Here is a 16722-nt window from a genome sequence, read left to right on the forward strand (position 1 = left end):
CTACACGTAAGGAGTCGTCGGCAGCGTCAGATGTGTATAAGAGACAGAGGCCAACGTGCGAATCGCCCATCTCACCCTCGATTTCGGCGCGTGGGGTAAGCGCCGCCACCGAGTCGACGACAATGAGCGCCAACGCGCCAGAACGCACGAGTGTGTCGGCAATCTCGAGCGCCTGCTCACCGTTATCTGGCTGGGACACGAGCAGCTCGTCGGTGTTCACCCCGAGCTTCTGCGCGTAGTCTGGATCAAGTGCATGCTCGGCGTCGATAAAGGCGCAGATACCGCCCTCCCGCTGCGCATTCGCGATGGCGTGCAAGGCCACGGTGGTTTTACCGCTCGACTCCGGACCGTAGATTTCGACGATGCGCCCGCGCGGAAGCCCCCCGATACCGAGCGCGACATCGAGTGCCACTGACCCGGTGGGGATCACGTCGACGGGGAGCCGCGTTTCTGCGCCAAGGCGCATGACGGAGCCTTTACCGTGGGTTTTCTCGATCTGGGCGAGTGCGTTTTGGAGCGCCTTCTCGCGATCTGCGACTGCTGCCATGGATGTTCCTCTTCTCAATTGAAAGACGGCGAAGCGTTACGTCCAGTACTTTGTCAGCGAGCACTGACAAAATTGCAACGACGCGTTGACCTGTGGATAACTATCTAGACCCAGCGTACCGAACATCTGTTCGATTGCGTGCGCGACACGCGCTTCATCACACATCACCGTAACCGTTGGGGAAGTTCGAGTTGCTCCCATACCGCGAGCCAGATGCGCTTGCTGTCGATGCCGTCAGCGATGGCCTGCACGACCGTGCGGGAGCCCAGCTGCGCCAGCACCGTGTTCTCCGCCCACACGGGGGCGTAGTCGTGCCCCAGCACGTCATTCAACCTTGCCCACAACTCAACCTCACGCACCCGGCCAAGTATATTTCACTGCATGCATAGTGGCTCGTCGAAGAAGCGCTCCGACCGCCTCGTTGCACTGCTCGACATGGTGCACGACCGCGGGGCGATGTCGCTCGTCGAGCTCGCCCAACAGCTCGGGGCCTCCCCCGCGACGATCCGCCGCGACGTCGCGACCCTCGCATCGCAGGGGCTTGTGGAGCGCACGCATGGCGGCGTGCGCGCAACGGCGTCGGATGATGGGGAACTGCCCTTTCATCTTCGCGATGCGCGACAGGTGGAGGTGAAGCGCGCCATTGGGCGTCGTGCGGCGCTGGAAATCCCGGCAGGGCGACACGCCGTCGCGCTCACCGGCGGCAGCACGACGGCTGCGGTACTCCGGGAGCTGAGCGACCGAACAGATCTCACCGTCATCACCAACTCGATCAGCATCGGGCTCCAGGCCGCCGAGCTCAGCATGGAGAAAGTACTCATCGCAGGCGGTGTGCTGCGCCCCAACTCGCTCGAGTTGGGCGGCCAGCTCACTGAGTCCACGATGAACCTCGTGCACATCGACACCGCCATCGTCGGAGCCGACGGATGCACCGTCGAATATGGCCTCACCACGCACGACGACATCGAAGCCCGCACGAACCGTGCCATGGTGCAGCGCGCAGCGCGGGTGATCGCCACGCTCGATTCAAGCAAAATCGGGCACGTTACGAAGGCACCGATTCTCGAGATGCGCAACGTCGATGTACTCATCACCGACGACGGGGCGTCGATGAAAATGCTCCGCCGCTTCCGGGAGCTCGGCGTGGAAGTGATCGTCGTCGAGTAACCCTGGGCAACACAGCCGACGGTGCATCAGGCCGCGATAGCGATACCTTCCTGCGCCATCTCGGCTGCATGCACTTTCAAAGTCACGAGGCTCAGTACCTCACTCAGCGGAATGTCCATGGCCTTGCAGATAGAGGCCAGCACCTCGCTGGAGGCTTCCTTATGCCCCCGCTCGATTTCCGAAAGGTACCCCAGCGACACCACCGAGGCGGTGGAGACTTGCCGGAGCGTCATTCCTGCATCACCGCGAAGCTCACGCAGCGTCTGACCGATGATCTCCCGCAAGACAATGCCCTTCATAGTGACCTACCAAACTCGCAGGGCCGTCGCCTGCGTCTGGAGCTATAACGGTCAGGCTCAACGGATTATTCCCGCCCGCTGACTTCGAGCAACAGCGCCAGCGCTGCGTCGACGGTGGCACGGCGAATGGCGGCACGATCGCCGTCGAATAGGTAGCGTTGCGCGAACGGTTCCAAGCCCGGCCCAGTGATGCCGATCCACACCGTGCCCACGGGCTGGCCGTCCTGCATCGTCGGCCCCGCAACTCCGGTCGTGGCGATGCCCCAATGCGCCTCGCAGCTTCGGCGAGCCCCGTCGGCCATCTGCGCTGCCGTGCGCTCGTTGACGACACCGTGTTGCGAAATCCATGTGGAGTCCACCTGGGCGAGTGTGGCTTTGAGATCGCTCGCGTACGTGATGAGCCCACCGCGGTACACCGTCGACGCCCCGGGCACTGCGGTGAGCGTGGCGCCGAGCATTCCGCCGGTGAGCGATTCGCAGGTCGCGAGCGTCCAGCCGCGCCCGGCCAGGCGCGCAATCAGCATCGCGGCTGGATCTGCCATCAGTCTTCCGGGGCCGCCCGACGCGGAGCGACGGGAGCCCCCTCCTCAGCGGGCTGTTCCTCAGCGGGATTTTCCTCAGCAGGCTGCTCCTCACGCGTGGCAGTCCAAGCTGCGCGAAGGTAGTCGAAACCGGTGATCACGGTGAGGATGAGCGCGGCCCACATGAGCACCCAGCCCACCACCTGCAGCCAGCCGGGCAGGTGGTGCAGGTTGAGTAAAAACAGCAGCAGCGCGGCGGTCTGCGTAACGGTCTTCGTCTTGCCGCCCTTGTTCGCCGCCATGATGATGCCGCGCTTCTTCAACCGGCTGCGCAGCAGCGTGATGCCCCACTCGCGAATCAGAATGATGATGGTGAAGAACCACGGCAGCTCAGGTTGCCCGTCACTGTGCGTCAGGATGCTGAGCGAAATGAAGGCCGCACCGGTGAGCGCCTTGTCCGCAATGGGGTCCCACAGCTTCCCAAAGTCGGTGATGAGATTGTATTTCCGCGCGATCGTCCCGTCGAGGAAGTCGGTGATCATCGCGACGGCGAACACGGCCGTCGCGGCGATGCGCATGGCGGTGCTCGCGGGGTTGATGAACAGCAGCACCACCATCACCGGCACGAGGATGATGCGGACGACGGTGAGCACGTTGGGGACGTTCCAGTTGCTCACCGGCGTCTCCGCTCTAGCGGCTTTGTGCTCGGTCATGATGCCTCCGCGATGAGATCAATGCCTTCAGCGTCGACGGCTACCGCGTCGACAAAGGTACCCACAGGGTACTCGCCGTCGAGGATGACGACGCCGTCGGTCTCCGGGCCCTGGTGTTCGGCGCGCCCAACCGCTTGCCCGTCCTCGTTCGATTCCACCAGAACGCGCAGCGGATCGCCGATGCGTTCCGCCGCGCGATGTTCGGACACCTCGAGGGCAACGTCGGCGAGCATCGCGCGGCGCTGCTCGATGGTTTGTTCGTCGAGATGCCCGTCGAGGGTCGCGCCCTCCGTGCCTTCTTCGTCGGAGTAGCCGAACACGCCCATGACGTCGAGTTCTGCATCGATGATGAACTGTTTGAGTAGCTCGACGTCGGCCTCGGTCTCGCCGGGGAATCCGGCGATGCAGTTGGAGCGGATGCCCGCCTGCGGCGCGTAGTGGCGGATCTGCTGGGTGAGGGCGAGAAAGCTGTCGGGGTCGCCGAACCGTCGCATCCTGCGCAGTAACCCCGGTGCCGCGTGCTGGAAGCTCAAGTCGAAGTAGGGCACCACCTTGTCGGTGTGCAGCAGGGCGTGCAGCATCGACGGGCGAATCTCCGCCGGCTGCAGATAGCTGACACGGATCCATTCGAGCCCATCGACCATCGAGAGGTCGGCCACGAGGGTCTCGAGTCGTTCGTCGGCGCCGAGGTCTTTGCCGTAGCTCGAGGTGTTTTCGCTCACCAGGAACACTTCTTTGACGCCTTGTTCGACGAGCCACCTCGCCTCGGCGATGATCTCCTCGCTGGGGCGTGACAGGTACGAGCCGCGGAAGCTCGGAATCGCGCAGAACGCACAGCGACGGTCGCAGCCCGAGGCGATCTTCAGGCTCGACCACGGCGCATCCGAGAGTCGCCGACGGTGGGTCAGCCATGCGTGGCCCGGCACCGCCAAGTCTCGGGCCGCGACCGGTCGGGCAGCCGGGGCCAGCGGCAGCAGCTTGCGGCGGTCCCTGGGCACATGCGAGGCCGGGCGTTCGCCGTCGAGGATGGAGCGGAGGCGATCAGCGATGTCGGTGTAGGAATCGAATCCCAGCACCGCGTCGGCCTCGGGCAGTTCCTTGGCCAACTCGACGCCGTAGCGCTCCGCCATGCAGCCCACCGCCACGACGGATTTCACTGTGCCGTCGTGCTTCATATCGGACGCGGCGAGCAGCGTGTCAATCGAGTCTTTCTTCGCTTGTTCGACGAAGCCGCAGGTGTTGACGACGACGGTCTCGGCCGACGCGGGGTCATCGACGAGCTCGAAGCCCCCTGCTTCGAGACGGGCGGCGAGCTCCTCGGAGTCAACGTCGTTGCGGGCGCATCCAAGGGATGCGATGTGAACGGAGTGCATGGTCATGACCGACTCAGTCTATCCTTCGGCGAGATTGGCGAGCACCTCGTCGAGATCCTCCGGCTTGACTAGTACCTCACGCGCCTTCGAGCCCTCCGACGGTCCGACGACGCCTCGTGACTCGAGAATGTCCATGAGCCGCCCAGCCTTGGCAAAGCCGACGCGCAGCTTGCGCTGCAGCATCGACGTCGAACCGAGCTGCAGTTCGACGACGAGCCGGCAGGCGTCCAGCACGAGCTCGAGGTCGTCGCCGATGTCGTCGACCACCTTCTTCTCGGTGGCTGCACCAGCGGTCACGTCCTCGCGGTACTCGGGCTGCAGCTGCTGGCTGATGTGGGCGACGACCTCGCGGATCTCGGACTCGTTCACCCACGCGCCCTGCACACGAATGGGCTTGCCAGCTCCCATCGGGAGGAAGAGGCCGTCGCCCTTGCCGACGAGTTTCTCTGCGCCCGGCTGGTCCAAGATGACGCGTGAATCGGTCATCGAGGACGTGGCGAATGCGAGGCGCGAGGGAACGTTGGCCTTGATGAGGCCGGTGACGACGTCGGTGGACGGGCGCTGCGTCGCGAGCACCAGGTGAATGCCTGCGGCGCGGGCGAGCTGCGTGATGCGCACGACCGAGTCCTCCACCTCGCGCGCGGCGACCATCATGAGGTCGGCGAGCTCGTCGACCACCACGAGCAGGTAGGGGTACGGTTCGAGTTTCCGTTCGGAACCCTCGGGTACCTTCACCTGGCCGGCACGCACGGCCTTGTTGAAGTCGTCGACGTGCCGGAACCCGAAGTTCGCCAGGTCGTCGTAGCGCATATCCATCTCGCGCACCACCCACGCGAGCGCTTCGGATGCCTTCTTCGGGTTGGTGATGATGGGCGTAATGAGGTGCGGAATGCCCTCGTACTGGTTGAGCTCCACACGCTTCGGATCGACGAGGATGAGGCGCACCTCGTCGGGAGTGGCGCGCATCATGATCGACGTGATGAGCGAGTTGATGAAGCTCGATTTACCGGATCCGGTGGCACCGGCCACGAGCAGGTGCGGCATCTTCGCCATGTTTGCGACGACGAATCCGCCGTCGACGTTCTTGCCCAGGCCGACGGTGAGCGGATGGTGGTCGCCTTGCGCCTTGGGCGAGCGGAGCACGTCGCCGAGCGAGACCACTTCTTTGTCGACGTTGGGGATCTCGATTCCGATGGCGGATTTGCCGGGGATGGGCGTGAGGATGCGCAGCTCGTTGGAGCCGACAGCGTAGGCAATGTTGTCTTGCAGGCCGGTGATTTTGGAGACCTTCACCGCGGCACCCAGTTCGATCTCGTAGCGGGTGACGGTCGGGCCGCGGGTGTAGCCGGTGACGGTGGCGTCGACTTCGAATTCGTTGAGCACGTCGGTGAGTTGGCGCACGATCCTGTCGCTGGCTTCGGTGCGGGCCTTGGGCTTCGAGCCGGGCGCGAGCAGCGACTGCTCGGGCAGGTGGTAGACCACGTCACCCGAGAGCATGAGCTGCTCGCCGCGCGGGGGTTCGACGGCGTTCGGCGCCGGCGCGGATTCGACCTGCCCCACTTGCACGCCTGCCATGGGGTCGGGCTGGCGCTTGCCCGCCGTCACGGGCTTCGACGGCGCTTCGTCGGTGTAGGCGGGCTGGATGCGTGTGGCGGGAGGCTCGTCGTCGACGCGCGGGGTGATCTGCGTCTCAGCCTCGAAGTCGTAGACGTCGTCGAATACCTCCGGATCGTCCACTTCGTCTTCCAGCAACGGCGTGTCGTAGGGCTTGTCGACGCCGTATTCCAGCTTGTCGTTCGCTTCTCGCTGGCGGCGCTGTTCATCGCGTTTTGCCTTGCGCTCTTGACGGTGGGCGATCTCCTCGTCGGAGCCTTCGACGAGAGTCGCGAACACGGCGCGCACGCCGTCGATGATCTCGACGAGGGGGCGCCCGATGATGATGAGCGCGGCGAACAGAGTGACGAGTATGAGGATTGGCACCGCCACCCAGGCGGTCATGAGGTCGACGAGCAGCGACGATGAGAGGAAGCCGAGGATGCCGCCGGCATCGCGCAACGCGTCCATGTTGTCGGGGCGCGGCAGCCCCTTGGAGATGTTGAGCAGGCCCAGCACACCAAAAATGAGCAGTATCCACCCCAAACCAAGCCGGGGTGCGCGCTCCACGTCGCGCGGGTTGCGCAGTACACTCCAGGAGGCGTAGAGCAGCACCGCAGGCACGGCAATCGCCAGGGAGCCGAATACCGTCGTGAGTCCGATGGATAGCCAGTGCGAAACTCCTGGCAGCGAGAACCACACGCCCCCCATCGCGACGATGGCAAGGGCAAGCAGGAACAGGCCGAGGCCGTCGCGACGGAGTTTCGGGTCGATGTCTTTCGCAGAGCCGCCGATGGAGCGGGCGAGCCAACCGAGGCCGCTCGCGAGCGCCCCGAAGGTTTTGCCGATGCCTTTGAGTATCGCAGTGCCCACACCGGGGCCTTGGCTTGCCTTGGGTGTGGGTGCCTTGGTGCGCGCCGAGGAACGAGTCGAACCCTTCGAGGATCTCGACTTGGAGCCGCTCCGCGACGAGGAAGAAACGCGGGACGCCATGGGCCCAACTCTAGAGGCAGGTTCGCAGGTGGCTAGGTTCCCACGCCCGGGGCATCCCCTTTTCCCGTCATTTGCGCGCCGCCTGCGAGGGCGCCGGCATCAGGCGAAGTGGTTCCAGCCGCTGAATTCCGAGGGCGCTCCGTCGACGGTGATCCCCTCGCCAGGTGTCACGCGGCCGATGATCCGCCACTCGTCGGGGACATGGCTGGCGTCGGGGAAGGTTGCCACGAGCGCGTAGTCCTCTCCCCCGCCCAGTACAAAGGTGAGCGGGTCTTTCCCCGTCGCTGCGCCCACGCGGGTCATGGGGTCGGTAACCTCCAGCGCGTCACTGTCGACGTCGATGGCCACGCCGGAGCTGGTGGCGATGTGGCCGAGGTCTTGGATGAGCCCGTCGGAGACATCCATCATGGCGGTGGCACCCGCAGCAGAGGCGATGATGCCCTGCCCGTAGGCCACTTCGGGTTGCAGCGCGAGGCGCACCACGTCCTTGGGCGAGCGGAAGCCGCGCGACAAGGCCGCGTGGCCAGCCGCAGCCCAGCCGAGCTTGCCGAATGTGGCGACGACATCCCCTGGTTTCGCGCCCGAACGCGTCACGGCTTCGCGCGACCCGAGGTCGCCGATGGCTGTGACGGAGCAGACGATGAGGTCGGAGCGAGAGAGGTCGCCGCCGACGAGCGACACGCCAGCGAGCTCGCACTCGGCGCGCACGCCGTCGGCAAAGCCCCCGAGCCAGGCCTCGTCCAGGTCTTGAGGAAACGCCAGCGCGACGACGACCGCCACCGGCAGCGCCCCCATGGCCTCGATATCCGAAACGTTGACCGCGACGACTTTCCTGCCCACCTGCTCGGGAGTGCTCCAGGCACGCTTGAAATGCACGTTCTCGACAAGGATATCCGTGCTGACGACGGCGTTTCCATCAAAGCGCAGGGCTGCCGCGTCGTCGCCGGGCCCGAGCACGACATGCTCGTTGGCGGGGAGGTCACGGGTGAGGTTCGCGATGAGCTCAAACTCGTCGTTCATCGAAGGCCCACCTTGCGCTCGGCTGCCACGTCGACGATCCGCCCGACGAGTTCCGCGTAGCTCATGCCAGTGGACTGCCACAGCGATGGGAACATGGAGATTTGCGTGAATCCTGGCATGGTGTTCGCCTCGTTGATGAGCACCTCGCCGTCATCGGTGAGGAAGAAGTCGATGCGCGCCAACCCTTCGCAGTCCAGTGCGTTGAAGGCCTGCTTCGCGAGCTCCTGAATCCGGCTCACGAGCGGCTCGTCGACCTTGGCGGGAATGTCGAGCGCGGCGCCCTTCTCGTCGAAGTATTTCGTTTCGTAGTCGTAGAACCCGCTTTCGTCGAGCACGCGCACCTCGCCCAGCGGGGATGCCTCGCAGCCGTCGGGAAGGTCGGGGTTGGCGAGGACCGCGCACTCGATCTCGCGCCCGCGCACCCCCTCCTCAACGATGACCTTGGGGTCGAACTCGCGGGCGTGTTCGATGGCCTCCACCAGCCCAGTGGGGTCGTCGACCTTGGTGATACCCAACGACGAGCCACCGCGGCACGGCTTCACAAACAGCGGGTAGCTGAGGGCATTGCATTCGGCGAGCACGGCGTCGCGATGGTGGCGCCAGCGGCGGTCAGTGGCGACGACGTACGGCCCGACGGCGAGCCCCGCAGCCTCAAATGTCTGCCGCATGAAGTGCTTGTCCATGCCGACCGCGCTCGATGTGACTCCGCAGCCAACGTAGCGGATCCCCATCATTTCGAAGAGTCCCTGAATGGTGCCGTCTTCACCGAACGGGCCGTGCAGCAGCGCGAAGGCGACGTCGACGTCGTTCACGTTGATCAGATGTTCACCGCTACGGGTGGCGATCTGGCAGCCGTCTACGGTGCTCATCCAAACCGCGTCTTCGTCGGGTTCGGCCACCTCGGGGGCAACGCCGTCGATGATGGCGTAGGCGGCCAGCACGTCGAGCGGCACCTGCGTCCAGCGTCCCGATTTCGCGATGCCAATGCCGACGACGTCGTACCGCGATCGGTCAATGGCACCGAGCACGCTCGCGGCGGTTAGGCATGAGATGGAGTGTTCGGGCGAGACGCCGCCGAACACCAGGGCCACCTTGGTGCGTTCCGACATGGTGATGCCTCCTCAACAACTGCGCCCGCCATCCTACAGTGGGCTGCATGGAACCCATCGCGACGATCCGCACCGATTTTCCCGAAAAGTTCGGCGTGCCTCGGCAAGCCGGCTTGGTGCCTGAGCTCGAGGGACGCGTGATCTTCCAGCCTGCGTTCCGTTCATCCGACGCGGTGCGCGGGCTGGAGGGGTTCTCGCACATCTGGCTGGTGTGGCTGCTCTCGAAGTCGCCTGCCGAATGGTCGCCGACGGTGCGTCCACCCAGGCTCGGCGGCAACGAGCGCATGGGCGTGTTCGCAACCCGCGCGCCCGTTCGCCCGAACCCCATCGGGCTGTCCTGCGTGCGCCTGGTGCGCGTCGATCCTGGCCCGGAGCTCGTCGTCGCGGGCGCTGACCTCGTCGACGCAACCCCCATCCTCGATATCAAGCCGTACGTGCCTGCTGATGCGCAACCCGACGCCCGCTACGGGTTTCTCTCCAGAAATGCCAGCTACCGGCTCCAAGTACAGATTCCCGACGAGCTCCTCGCCCTGGTGCCCGAAGCGAAGCGCAAGGCGCTCGTCGGGTTACTGAGCGAAGACCCGCGGCCCGCATACCAGCGCGACGGGCGTGCTTACGGTGTTGCATTCGCGGGCCACAACGTGCGGTTTCACGTGGAGGACGAGACGCTCGTCGTCGATGCGATCACTCAGCTCGGCTGACGTATTCCTCTTTCCAGCTGTTCCAGATCAACTCAGGCGCGGGCTCTCCGCGCACGGATGCGTACACGTCCGTGAGCGCCTCGGTGATGCGACGGTTGGCCTCGCGGACGTCGTCGTCGCTCGGTGTGTCGGACAGCAGATCAGTGAGCTCGACGGGCTCCCCCACTGCTAGCCGAATAGGCCGCCTGCGCAGTGAGAACAGCTTGCGCAGCCGTAGATACCGCCCACCGAGCACCTCCTGGCACCCTTCTTGAGCGATGGGAAGCACCGGCACCCCCGTAGTGAGGGCCAGGCGCGCGGCACCATTGCGCGCCACCATGGGCCAGCCTCGCGGGTCGCGCGTAATGGTGCCTTCGGGAAAGATGGCGACACAGTCGCCCTGCTCCAGTGCCTCGGCGGCGTGCCGCAGGGAGTCCTTGGCCCGCGCCGTGTGTCGTTCGACGGGAATCTGCCGGCATTGCACAGCCAGCCATCCGAGCACCGGCACCTTCCAGATGTCTGACTTGCCCAAGAATCTCGGCCAGCGTCCCGCAGCGACGAGCGCGTCGCCCAACGTGACGGTGTCGAAGTTCGAGGTGTGATTGCTGATGACGAGCACCCCGCCCTGCTTGGGAACACGATGCAGACCTCGCCATTTCCGCGTCACCAGCAGCGGCAGGAAGCACCGCACAAACCCCACCAGGCTTCTGTACACGATGGGCGCAGATTCGGGCTTCGGCATGGGGCCACTGTACTGCCCTGGCCTCGCTCTACTCGACCGTGCGCGACCCAGGCGGTCCCGCGTCTGGGTCGCACATTTACTGGAGATTTTTTGCACAACCCCTTTGTTTTCAAACGTTTGTTCGGTATGATTGGTGGTGTTGAAGGAGAACAATGATGTCCGACGCAGCACCTCTCGCATTCGCCGCCATGGTTCACGCGCGCAACGCCGCGCGCGCCGCTGAAGTTGCAGAAATCGTCGCGCTCCTCGAAGCGTCCGACACCTACGTGCTCGAAGAAGACATGACGCTACCCAAGGCCCTCCGCATCAAACGCCTCTCCTCCGGGCGCGACGGAGTGCGCGGTCCGTCGGAAGCGTTCGTCCTTGAAGCGAGCGCTGCTACCGGCATGAGCTTTTCCGGCATGCGCGAGCGCGTCTCCCAGGCACTCAGCATTCGCGCTCGGCATCCGCGCATCTGGCAGTTATTCATCTCCGGCAGTATTCAGTGGTGGATGGCCCTCAAGGTTGAGGAAGCCACCCAGAAGTTGCCTTGTTCGGCGGCCATGGATGTCGATCGCCGCGCCTCGCACTGGCTGGGGATCAACTCGGTGTGGACGCTGTTCGAGCAGCTGCCCGTGTGGGTTACCGAAGCCGATGCTGAGGGCGCCCGGCGTCGAGCCCGAATTGCAGCCCAAGAGCGCTTCGTGCACGTTGGGCGCTTCGAAGACGAGCACGTCGGCATCTTCGGCAAGGTGGCTGCAGCCGACGGCGTGTTGTTCGATCAGGCTCTCGATCAGATCGCCGCCACGCTCCCCGAGCCCGAAGTTCCCGACGAACTCGAAGCGCACGAGCGTGCTTCCTTCATCCGTGGCCAGCGCCGTGCCGCCGCCTTCGGCGTCTTCGCGCAGCAGGCCGTCGGTCAAGAGTCGTTGATGAGCGTAGAGATGGTGGTGCACGTCCCGGCGGAGCACTCCGCCGGGACGTCTGTTCCGGCAGCCGACGGCCAGGCGCCACTCGGGTCGGCGGCCTACGTCGAAGGTTGGGGTCACTTGCTCACGTCGACGCTGCCGGAGTTCCTCTCCGGCTCCAGTGTCACGGTACGGCCCGTACTGGACCCGAACCTGATTCCAGATGCACCCGGCAGCACACCGAGCAGCCGTCAGCTCTGCGCCTTGCAGGTTCGCAATCCGCGTTCGGTGTTTCCATTCTCCGCCACGAAGGCGAAGCACTGCGACGTCGACCACACCGTCGCCTACTCCCCCAGCCACGACGCGGGTGCCACGAGCATGTCCAACCTCGGCCCCCTCGACAGGCGTGCACACCGCATGAAAACCGCTGGCCACTGGCACCTGCAGCAGCCCGAACCCGGTGTCTATCACTGGACGTCGCCACTGGGTTACCAATATCTGGTGACGGGCCGGGGCAGCGTCTGCACCCAGGTGCCCGACGTGCCCATCGCGCCCATCCCGGAGCTGCCGCCGCAGCCACCCGTCGACGAACCCCCACCCGACTGGGCACGAGCCGCGTAACGCCCACTCACCACACCGGTACCCCGCACTCCTGCCGGAGTCGCGGGGTACCGGTGCTGCGTTCTTTTTATGGCCCATGCAACAAGCACTCACCCCAGTTGCAGGCGCACCGACCGGGAACGTTGTTCAACCACAGGCGGGCGGCTGAATCGTTGGCGGCTCAGGCGGCAGCAGAAACGTGCAATACCTCGTAGGCGGTGACATCGGTGGAGCCCTCGTCCGCTTCATGAGTACTGAGCTCGACGAGGATGGCATCCCAGGTGGTGACATCGACGGCGGCGATTCGGGCCACGGTTAAATCAGTGTTCGTGGCGAGGAAGTCGGCGGTGGTGCCCTTGATGCAGTCGGACGGCGCGGCACTGGCCGGCAGCGGCACGGTCTTGACGGTGAGGCTGCGGGCGTTGGAATAGTCGGCCGGGCCAGTGACGAGCTGGTGGACTGTCCAGTCGTGGATCGAGTGGCGACCAAAGTCGCGCACGATGGCCGAGTAGCCGGGTTCTCCCCAGCAGAACTGGCGCATCCCGTCGATGTCGCGCCAGATGTAGAAGGGAGCGTAGGAGTTCTGAGGCGCGCCCTTGGCCTTCTCCTGGATGAGGTAGGCCTTAAACTCCAGTCCGAGGTAGCCGTCCATGAGATGACCCGTCCGAGTGACACGATCGCGGATGATCTGCATGTCATAGTCGGTGGGCAAAGTGACCTGGTATTGCATGGCGTACATCAGTGATTCTCCTTGATTGTTGATTGCGTGGCATTCGGTCGTGGGAGTAACGGGTTCCTTCCGGTCAACAGTCGACAGACCATCGACTGTTCGGCTATAGAGCCAGACCAGTGCCGCTGGCCGGCATCACTCCAGACGGACTCGCCCTCGGTCAGGTGCCGGAGTGGTTGTCCTTCGACGTGGGCCGGGGCAACGCCGTCCGTGACGCAGAGCCGCCGTACCTCGGAGGGTTTGCCGGCGGGTGCGCGCTCAGCGACGAACGTGACAGCGTAGACACTCAGAGTCGACGGTGCCCTTCGGTACTCCAGGGGTCATCCTCGACTCCAAGTGCGCAGGAGAGTCTTTGCACCGTGGACGGCTGCGTCAAACTCAGCGGGATCTTGCTGCGCGCGAGCCAGGACATAACCGCCTTGCACTGTAGCCACAACCAACGAGGCCAACTGGTGGGCGTCAGTCTCGGGCGGGAACTCACCTGCCTCAACCCCTTCGCTGACAACTGCCCCGATCATCTCCACCAACCACGCCAAGGTCTCGGACACCGGCTGAAGCAGCTCAGGTGTAGCGAGCACGTCGGCGTCATACGTCATACGACCCATGCGGCAGCCTCGGAGCGAATCACGTTGACGTTCAAGGTAGGCGACGAGACGTTCTGTGGCCGTCCCTTCGCCACGAAGCAGGGCATCCGCGTCCTCCCGCATGGCTTCCGCACTGGCTTCGAGTGCAGCCACAGCGAGAGCCTGTTTCCCCGAGAAGTGGTGGTACATGCTGCCTTGTCCGGCGTCGGCTCGGCTCAAGATCTCCTTCGGGCTGGTTGCTGCGTAACCCCGCTCCCACAGCAGCTCCTGGGCTGCATCCACAAGACGTGTCCTCGTGTCCATACTCCGACTGTACACACCAGTAGTTACAAAATGCAACGGAAAATACTCCATCACCCACCCAATCAACGTCTCCGGTCAGTCCAGCTAGACCTTGTCAGCTTGGATGATCCCGCAGATCTCGTCGGTGGTGATCTGCGCGTACGAGCGCCCATCGGGGCCGTGTTCTCGTCGTCCTAGATATCCTTTCGCGCCGGCGTGTTCCATGGGGCCGATCGTGCGGTGCTCGAACCGGTCGGAGCGCCGAATGCGCCCGTATGGCGAGAGCGGCGCCGTGACCCAGCGCCCTGGGAATGCGACGTTGCCGATGTAATGGAGCCGGTCGCCGGTGCCGGTGAGGTGCCACACGTGCTGCATCTTGTCGAGGCCGGGGTCGTCGCCGAAGATGCCTCCTATGGAGATGAGGTTGACGGGGATGTCGAAGCGGTCGAGGAACCAGCCGGCACCGAGCGCCATCTGCGCCCCGCCGGAGAACCCGATGAGTGTGACGGGCACGCCGCTGCCCCGGACGTAACCTTTACGTTGGAGTGAACGCCAGATCTCCTGCGCCAGGCCGATATTGAACGTTGGGCCGTAGCGCGGGTCGGCGGAGACGAGCACCTGCGCCACGTTGCGCAGGTTGATCAGCATCGGCAACATCAGGGGGAATCGCCCGCGGCGCAGCTTGTCGAGCGTCCCCCACAGCCAGGCCGTAGTGCGTTGCAGCAGGCCCTGGTTGTTCACGGCGTAGGGGAACACGTCGTCGACGATACGCACGCCGGGCATCCGCCGCGCCAATTCGTCCAGCCACGCTTGCTCTCGACGAGACAGCTCGCCGCCCAGCGTGCCCACGCCAGATAAGTAGACGAGGTAGTGCTCGGAGGACGTTTCCGACGACGGCTCCAACGCGAGTTGCTCCATCGTGTGCGCTATTTCGCGTTCGCCGCGATCGGCCCACCAGTTCAGTGACTCCAGTGGGGACAACAGTACGAACAGCACCACGATCAGCACTGCGCCCCAGATCAGTGAGCTCATCATCGCGTGGGCTCCTTATGCTGTCCGACGGGAACCATGGGAGTGCCAGCGAGGATGTCGCGGGACTGCACGAACGTCGGTCTGCCCGACGCGAGCGTCCATAGCCGGCCCACCACCCAGTTGATCGGTTCGGCGAGCAACCTGGATAGAAGCTGCATGACGAGCCAACCAGCGATGGTGATGGCCAGCGCCGACCAGCGCCCTAATCCGAACACGTGCTGGGTGCCGACCCAGATGATGAGGTAGCTCCACACCTCGAGCAGACGCCCAATCCCGAGCCCGATGTGCGGCATGGCAGTGATGAATGCGAACACGTGTGGCCCAAGCGCTAGGAGCGCCACTTCGATGAGCGGGACCAACGGCATGGCGCGCATTAGCACCAGCGATCCGATACACCAGATCATCGCCGCTTGAATCACATAGAGCGAGACGAGCAGCAGAGCATTCACGAGCACACTCGTGAGGAGTCTGAGACCCGCGATGTGGTTGATCTTGAGCACGGCGACGTGCCCGAGCATCGACGACAAACCTGCAAGAAGCGCCACCCAGGCGGCGATCTGCCATGTAAGACTGTCAGGTTGCTGGAAGATCGCCGGGTCGAGTCTCAACGCAGCAGCCAACGTCGCGAGCACTTCCAGCACGCACTCGAGTCTAGCCCCCGCATCCAGACACAGCTGGCGGGGTATCAGGGGCGCGAGTATCGAGGCGGCAAGTCCAGTTGCTGCAGGGTTTCGGCGACGGCGTGTTCCAGGTTGTGGGCGCCTTCGGCGAGCGCTGTGTCGAGGTCTGTCGCAGGGTTGACGATGGGCACGGCGGCGAGCACACCGTCGGGTAGTGGCGTGTTGGCGTCCTGCACGCGCCCAGCGAACATCACGGTAGGCACCCCATGCGCTGCCGCTCGGGTCGCGACAGCTGCCGGCACCTTCCCAGCAGCCGACTGCGTATCCCAGGTGCCCTCGCCGGTAAGCACGAGCGACGCTCGACTGACCAGCGCGTCAAGTCCGACCGCATCCATGATGAACTCAGCACCCGAGCGGATGGTGGCGTTCGTAAACGCAAGCAGACCAGCACCCAGGCCACCCGCAGCACCCGACCCAGGCACGTCAGGAACACCCTTGCCAACGGCGGGTTCGACGATGTCCGCCCACCGCCCCAGCGCAGCATCCAGCTCCGCGACGGCCTGCGAATCCGCACCTTTCTGCGGCCCGAAGATGTGGCTGGCGCCATTGGCGCCGAGCAGGGGGTTCGTCACATCACTCGCGATGGTGATGCGCACGTCTCGAAGCCGAGGATCGATACGTTCGGTATCGACGGCGGCCAGCCTCGCGAGCGCCGCACCGCCGGGCGGCAACGGCGCGCCATGCTCGTCGAGGAACCGCACACCCAGCGCGGCGAACATGCCCGCGCCGGCATCATTCGTAGCACTGCCACCCAACCCGACGAGGATCTCGTCGACACCCAAATCCAGCGCCGCAAGAAACAGCTCGCCCACCCCAAAGGAGGTGGCGCGCCGCGCGTCGCGCTCGTCGCGTTTGAGCAGCTCCAAACCGGCCGCAGCCGCCATCTCCACGACGGCCAACCGCCGCTCAGGCACGTGCACGATGTTGGCGACGATAGGCCGACCCAGCGCATCGTGGCACCGCACCTCAACGAACTCCCCGCCCAGCGCCAAGCGCAAGGCCTCCCCCGTGCCCTCACCACCGTCGGCCAGCGGTACCAGCACCGGATCACACGAACCCAACGCGCGCCGAACACCCCGCTCCATCGCCCCAGCCGCTTCCGCAGCCGTCATCGACTCCTTAAACGAATCAGGTGCACAAACGATCAACGATGGTCGCTCCATACGAAGG

The 16722-nt window shown here is 64.8% G+C and carries 17 protein-coding genes; 3 read left to right on the top strand and 14 right to left on the bottom strand.

Annotated elements, in window-relative coordinates:
- Positions 1 to 711 precede the first annotated feature (711 nt).
- Positions 712 to 906, bottom strand: a complete 195-nt coding sequence (locus Q0X68_RS01640; RefSeq protein ID WP_297746607.1) for a DUF3046 domain-containing protein — start codon at positions 904 to 906, stop codon at positions 712 to 714.
- A gap of 22 nt (positions 907 to 928) precedes the next feature.
- Between Q0X68_RS01640 and Q0X68_RS01645 the strand changes: the two genes are divergently transcribed.
- Complete coding sequence (locus Q0X68_RS01645; RefSeq protein WP_297746610.1) at positions 929 to 1714, top strand: DeoR/GlpR family DNA-binding transcription regulator; 786 nt, start codon at positions 929 to 931, stop codon at positions 1712 to 1714.
- A 26-nt stretch (positions 1715 to 1740) separates the two neighbouring features.
- Here Q0X68_RS01645 and Q0X68_RS01650 read toward each other — a convergent pair whose 3' ends face one another.
- The 7 genes from Q0X68_RS01650 to Q0X68_RS01680 form a co-directional block, all read right to left on the bottom strand.
- Positions 1741 to 2013, bottom strand: a complete 273-nt coding sequence (locus tag Q0X68_RS01650; protein WP_297746613.1) for a helix-turn-helix domain-containing protein — start codon at positions 2011 to 2013, stop codon at positions 1741 to 1743.
- A 65-nt stretch (positions 2014 to 2078) separates the two neighbouring features.
- The gene (locus tag Q0X68_RS01655; protein ID WP_297746615.1) at positions 2079 to 2555 is read right to left on the bottom strand and encodes a CinA family protein; all 477 of its coding nucleotides are present in this window, start codon (positions 2553 to 2555) and stop codon (positions 2079 to 2081) included.
- Positions 2555 to 3247, bottom strand: coding sequence for a CDP-diacylglycerol--glycerol-3-phosphate 3-phosphatidyltransferase (pgsA, locus tag Q0X68_RS01660; protein ID WP_297746618.1), 693 nt, complete (start codon positions 3245 to 3247; stop codon positions 2555 to 2557). Before pgsA ends, Q0X68_RS01655 begins: the two co-directional genes overlap by 1 nt.
- On the bottom strand, positions 3244 to 4626 hold the full coding sequence (gene rimO, locus Q0X68_RS01665; protein ID WP_297746621.1) for a 30S ribosomal protein S12 methylthiotransferase RimO: 1383 nt from the start codon (positions 4624 to 4626) through the stop codon (positions 3244 to 3246). Before rimO ends, pgsA begins: the two co-directional genes overlap by 4 nt.
- A 12-nt stretch (positions 4627 to 4638) precedes the next feature.
- Positions 4639 to 7206: a DNA translocase FtsK gene (locus tag Q0X68_RS01670; RefSeq protein WP_297746624.1), complete on the bottom strand. Its 2568-nt coding sequence runs from the start codon at positions 7204 to 7206 to the stop codon at positions 4639 to 4641.
- A gap of 99 nt (positions 7207 to 7305) precedes the next feature.
- Positions 7306 to 8226 carry a thiamine-phosphate kinase gene (locus tag Q0X68_RS01675; protein ID WP_297746627.1) on the bottom strand — a complete coding sequence of 307 codons (921 nt, stop codon included), beginning with the start codon at positions 8224 to 8226 and terminating at the stop codon, positions 7306 to 7308.
- Positions 8223 to 9335: a D-alanine--D-alanine ligase family protein gene (locus Q0X68_RS01680; protein ID WP_297746630.1), complete on the bottom strand. Its 1113-nt coding sequence runs from the start codon at positions 9333 to 9335 to the stop codon at positions 8223 to 8225. The genes Q0X68_RS01675 and Q0X68_RS01680 overlap by 4 nt, the downstream gene beginning before the upstream one ends.
- Positions 9336 to 9382: 47 nt before the next feature.
- Here Q0X68_RS01680 and tsaA point away from each other — a divergent pair, with 47 nt between their 5' ends.
- Positions 9383 to 10036: a tRNA (N6-threonylcarbamoyladenosine(37)-N6)-methyltransferase TrmO gene (gene tsaA / locus Q0X68_RS01685; protein WP_297746633.1), complete on the top strand. Its 654-nt coding sequence runs from the start codon at positions 9383 to 9385 to the stop codon at positions 10034 to 10036.
- On the opposite strand, the gene Q0X68_RS01690 is transcribed toward tsaA, so the two are convergent.
- The gene (locus tag Q0X68_RS01690; RefSeq protein WP_297746636.1) at positions 10020 to 10757 is read right to left on the bottom strand and encodes a 1-acyl-sn-glycerol-3-phosphate acyltransferase; all 738 of its coding nucleotides are present in this window, start codon (positions 10755 to 10757) and stop codon (positions 10020 to 10022) included. The genes tsaA and Q0X68_RS01690 overlap by 17 nt on opposite strands.
- Before the next feature lie 152 nt (positions 10758 to 10909).
- Here Q0X68_RS01690 and Q0X68_RS01695 point away from each other — a divergent pair, with 152 nt between their 5' ends.
- Positions 10910 to 12265 (top strand): DUF222 domain-containing protein, encoded by a 1356-nt coding sequence (locus Q0X68_RS01695; protein WP_297746639.1) that lies wholly within the window; start codon positions 10910 to 10912, stop codon positions 12263 to 12265.
- A gap of 160 nt (positions 12266 to 12425) precedes the next feature.
- Here the strand turns inward: Q0X68_RS01695 and Q0X68_RS01700 are convergent, their stop codons facing one another.
- From Q0X68_RS01700 to Q0X68_RS01720, 5 genes are all read right to left on the bottom strand, one after another.
- Positions 12426 to 12983 (bottom strand): DUF4865 family protein, encoded by a 558-nt coding sequence (locus Q0X68_RS01700; RefSeq protein ID WP_297746643.1) that lies wholly within the window; start codon positions 12981 to 12983, stop codon positions 12426 to 12428.
- Between the two features lie 311 nt (positions 12984 to 13294).
- Complete coding sequence (locus Q0X68_RS01705; protein WP_297746646.1) at positions 13295 to 13861, bottom strand: TetR/AcrR family transcriptional regulator; 567 nt, start codon at positions 13859 to 13861, stop codon at positions 13295 to 13297.
- A gap of 84 nt (positions 13862 to 13945) precedes the next feature.
- Positions 13946 to 14875: a hypothetical protein gene (locus Q0X68_RS01710; protein WP_297746649.1), complete on the bottom strand. Its 930-nt coding sequence runs from the start codon at positions 14873 to 14875 to the stop codon at positions 13946 to 13948.
- Positions 14872 to 15513 carry a hypothetical protein gene (locus Q0X68_RS01715; protein WP_297746652.1) on the bottom strand — a complete coding sequence of 214 codons (642 nt, stop codon included), beginning with the start codon at positions 15511 to 15513 and terminating at the stop codon, positions 14872 to 14874. Before Q0X68_RS01715 ends, Q0X68_RS01710 begins: the two co-directional genes overlap by 4 nt.
- Positions 15514 to 15557: 44 nt before the next feature.
- Positions 15558 to 16715 carry a glycerate kinase gene (locus Q0X68_RS01720; RefSeq protein ID WP_297746655.1) on the bottom strand — a complete coding sequence of 386 codons (1158 nt, stop codon included), beginning with the start codon at positions 16713 to 16715 and terminating at the stop codon, positions 15558 to 15560.
- Between the last annotated feature and the right edge of the window lie 7 nt (positions 16716 to 16722).

This window comes from uncultured Tessaracoccus sp. (assembly GCF_947286155.1).
Classification (GTDB): domain Bacteria; phylum Actinomycetota; class Actinomycetes; order Propionibacteriales; family Propionibacteriaceae; genus Arachnia.

Excerpts from the sequence above, each read along its gene's own strand:
- Q0X68_RS01675 (WP_297746627.1), bottom strand. The coding sequence starts at position 8,226 with ATGAACGACGAGTTTGAGCTCATCGCGAACCTCACCCGTGACCTCCCC.
- Q0X68_RS01670 (WP_297746624.1), bottom strand. The coding sequence starts at position 7,206 with ATGGCGTCCCGCGTTTCTTCCTCGTCGCGGAGCGGCTCCAAGTCGAGA.
- Q0X68_RS01645 (WP_297746610.1), top strand. The coding sequence starts at position 929 with ATGCATAGTGGCTCGTCGAAGAAGCGCTCCGACCGCCTCGTTGCACTG.
- rimO (WP_297746621.1), bottom strand. The coding sequence starts at position 4,626 with ATGACCATGCACTCCGTTCACATCGCATCCCTTGGATGCGCCCGCAAC.
- Q0X68_RS01705 (WP_297746646.1), bottom strand. The coding sequence starts at position 13,861 with ATGGACACGAGGACACGTCTTGTGGATGCAGCCCAGGAGCTGCTGTGG.
- Q0X68_RS01680 (WP_297746630.1), bottom strand. The coding sequence starts at position 9,335 with ATGTCGGAACGCACCAAGGTGGCCCTGGTGTTCGGCGGCGTCTCGCCC.
- Q0X68_RS01650 (WP_297746613.1), bottom strand. The coding sequence starts at position 2,013 with ATGAAGGGCATTGTCTTGCGGGAGATCATCGGTCAGACGCTGCGTGAG.
- Q0X68_RS01720 (WP_297746655.1), bottom strand. The coding sequence starts at position 16,715 with ATGGAGCGACCATCGTTGATCGTTTGTGCACCTGATTCGTTTAAGGAG.
- Q0X68_RS01690 (WP_297746636.1), bottom strand. The coding sequence starts at position 10,757 with ATGCCGAAGCCCGAATCTGCGCCCATCGTGTACAGAAGCCTGGTGGGG.
- tsaA (WP_297746633.1), top strand. The coding sequence starts at position 9,383 with ATGGAACCCATCGCGACGATCCGCACCGATTTTCCCGAAAAGTTCGGC.
- Q0X68_RS01695 (WP_297746639.1), top strand. The coding sequence starts at position 10,910 with ATGATGTCCGACGCAGCACCTCTCGCATTCGCCGCCATGGTTCACGCG.
- Q0X68_RS01710 (WP_297746649.1), bottom strand. The coding sequence starts at position 14,875 with ATGATGAGCTCACTGATCTGGGGCGCAGTGCTGATCGTGGTGCTGTTC.
- Q0X68_RS01655 (WP_297746615.1), bottom strand. The coding sequence starts at position 2,555 with ATGGCAGATCCAGCCGCGATGCTGATTGCGCGCCTGGCCGGGCGCGGC.
- Q0X68_RS01700 (WP_297746643.1), bottom strand. The coding sequence starts at position 12,983 with ATGTACGCCATGCAATACCAGGTCACTTTGCCCACCGACTATGACATG.
- pgsA (WP_297746618.1), bottom strand. The coding sequence starts at position 3,247 with ATGACCGAGCACAAAGCCGCTAGAGCGGAGACGCCGGTGAGCAACTGG.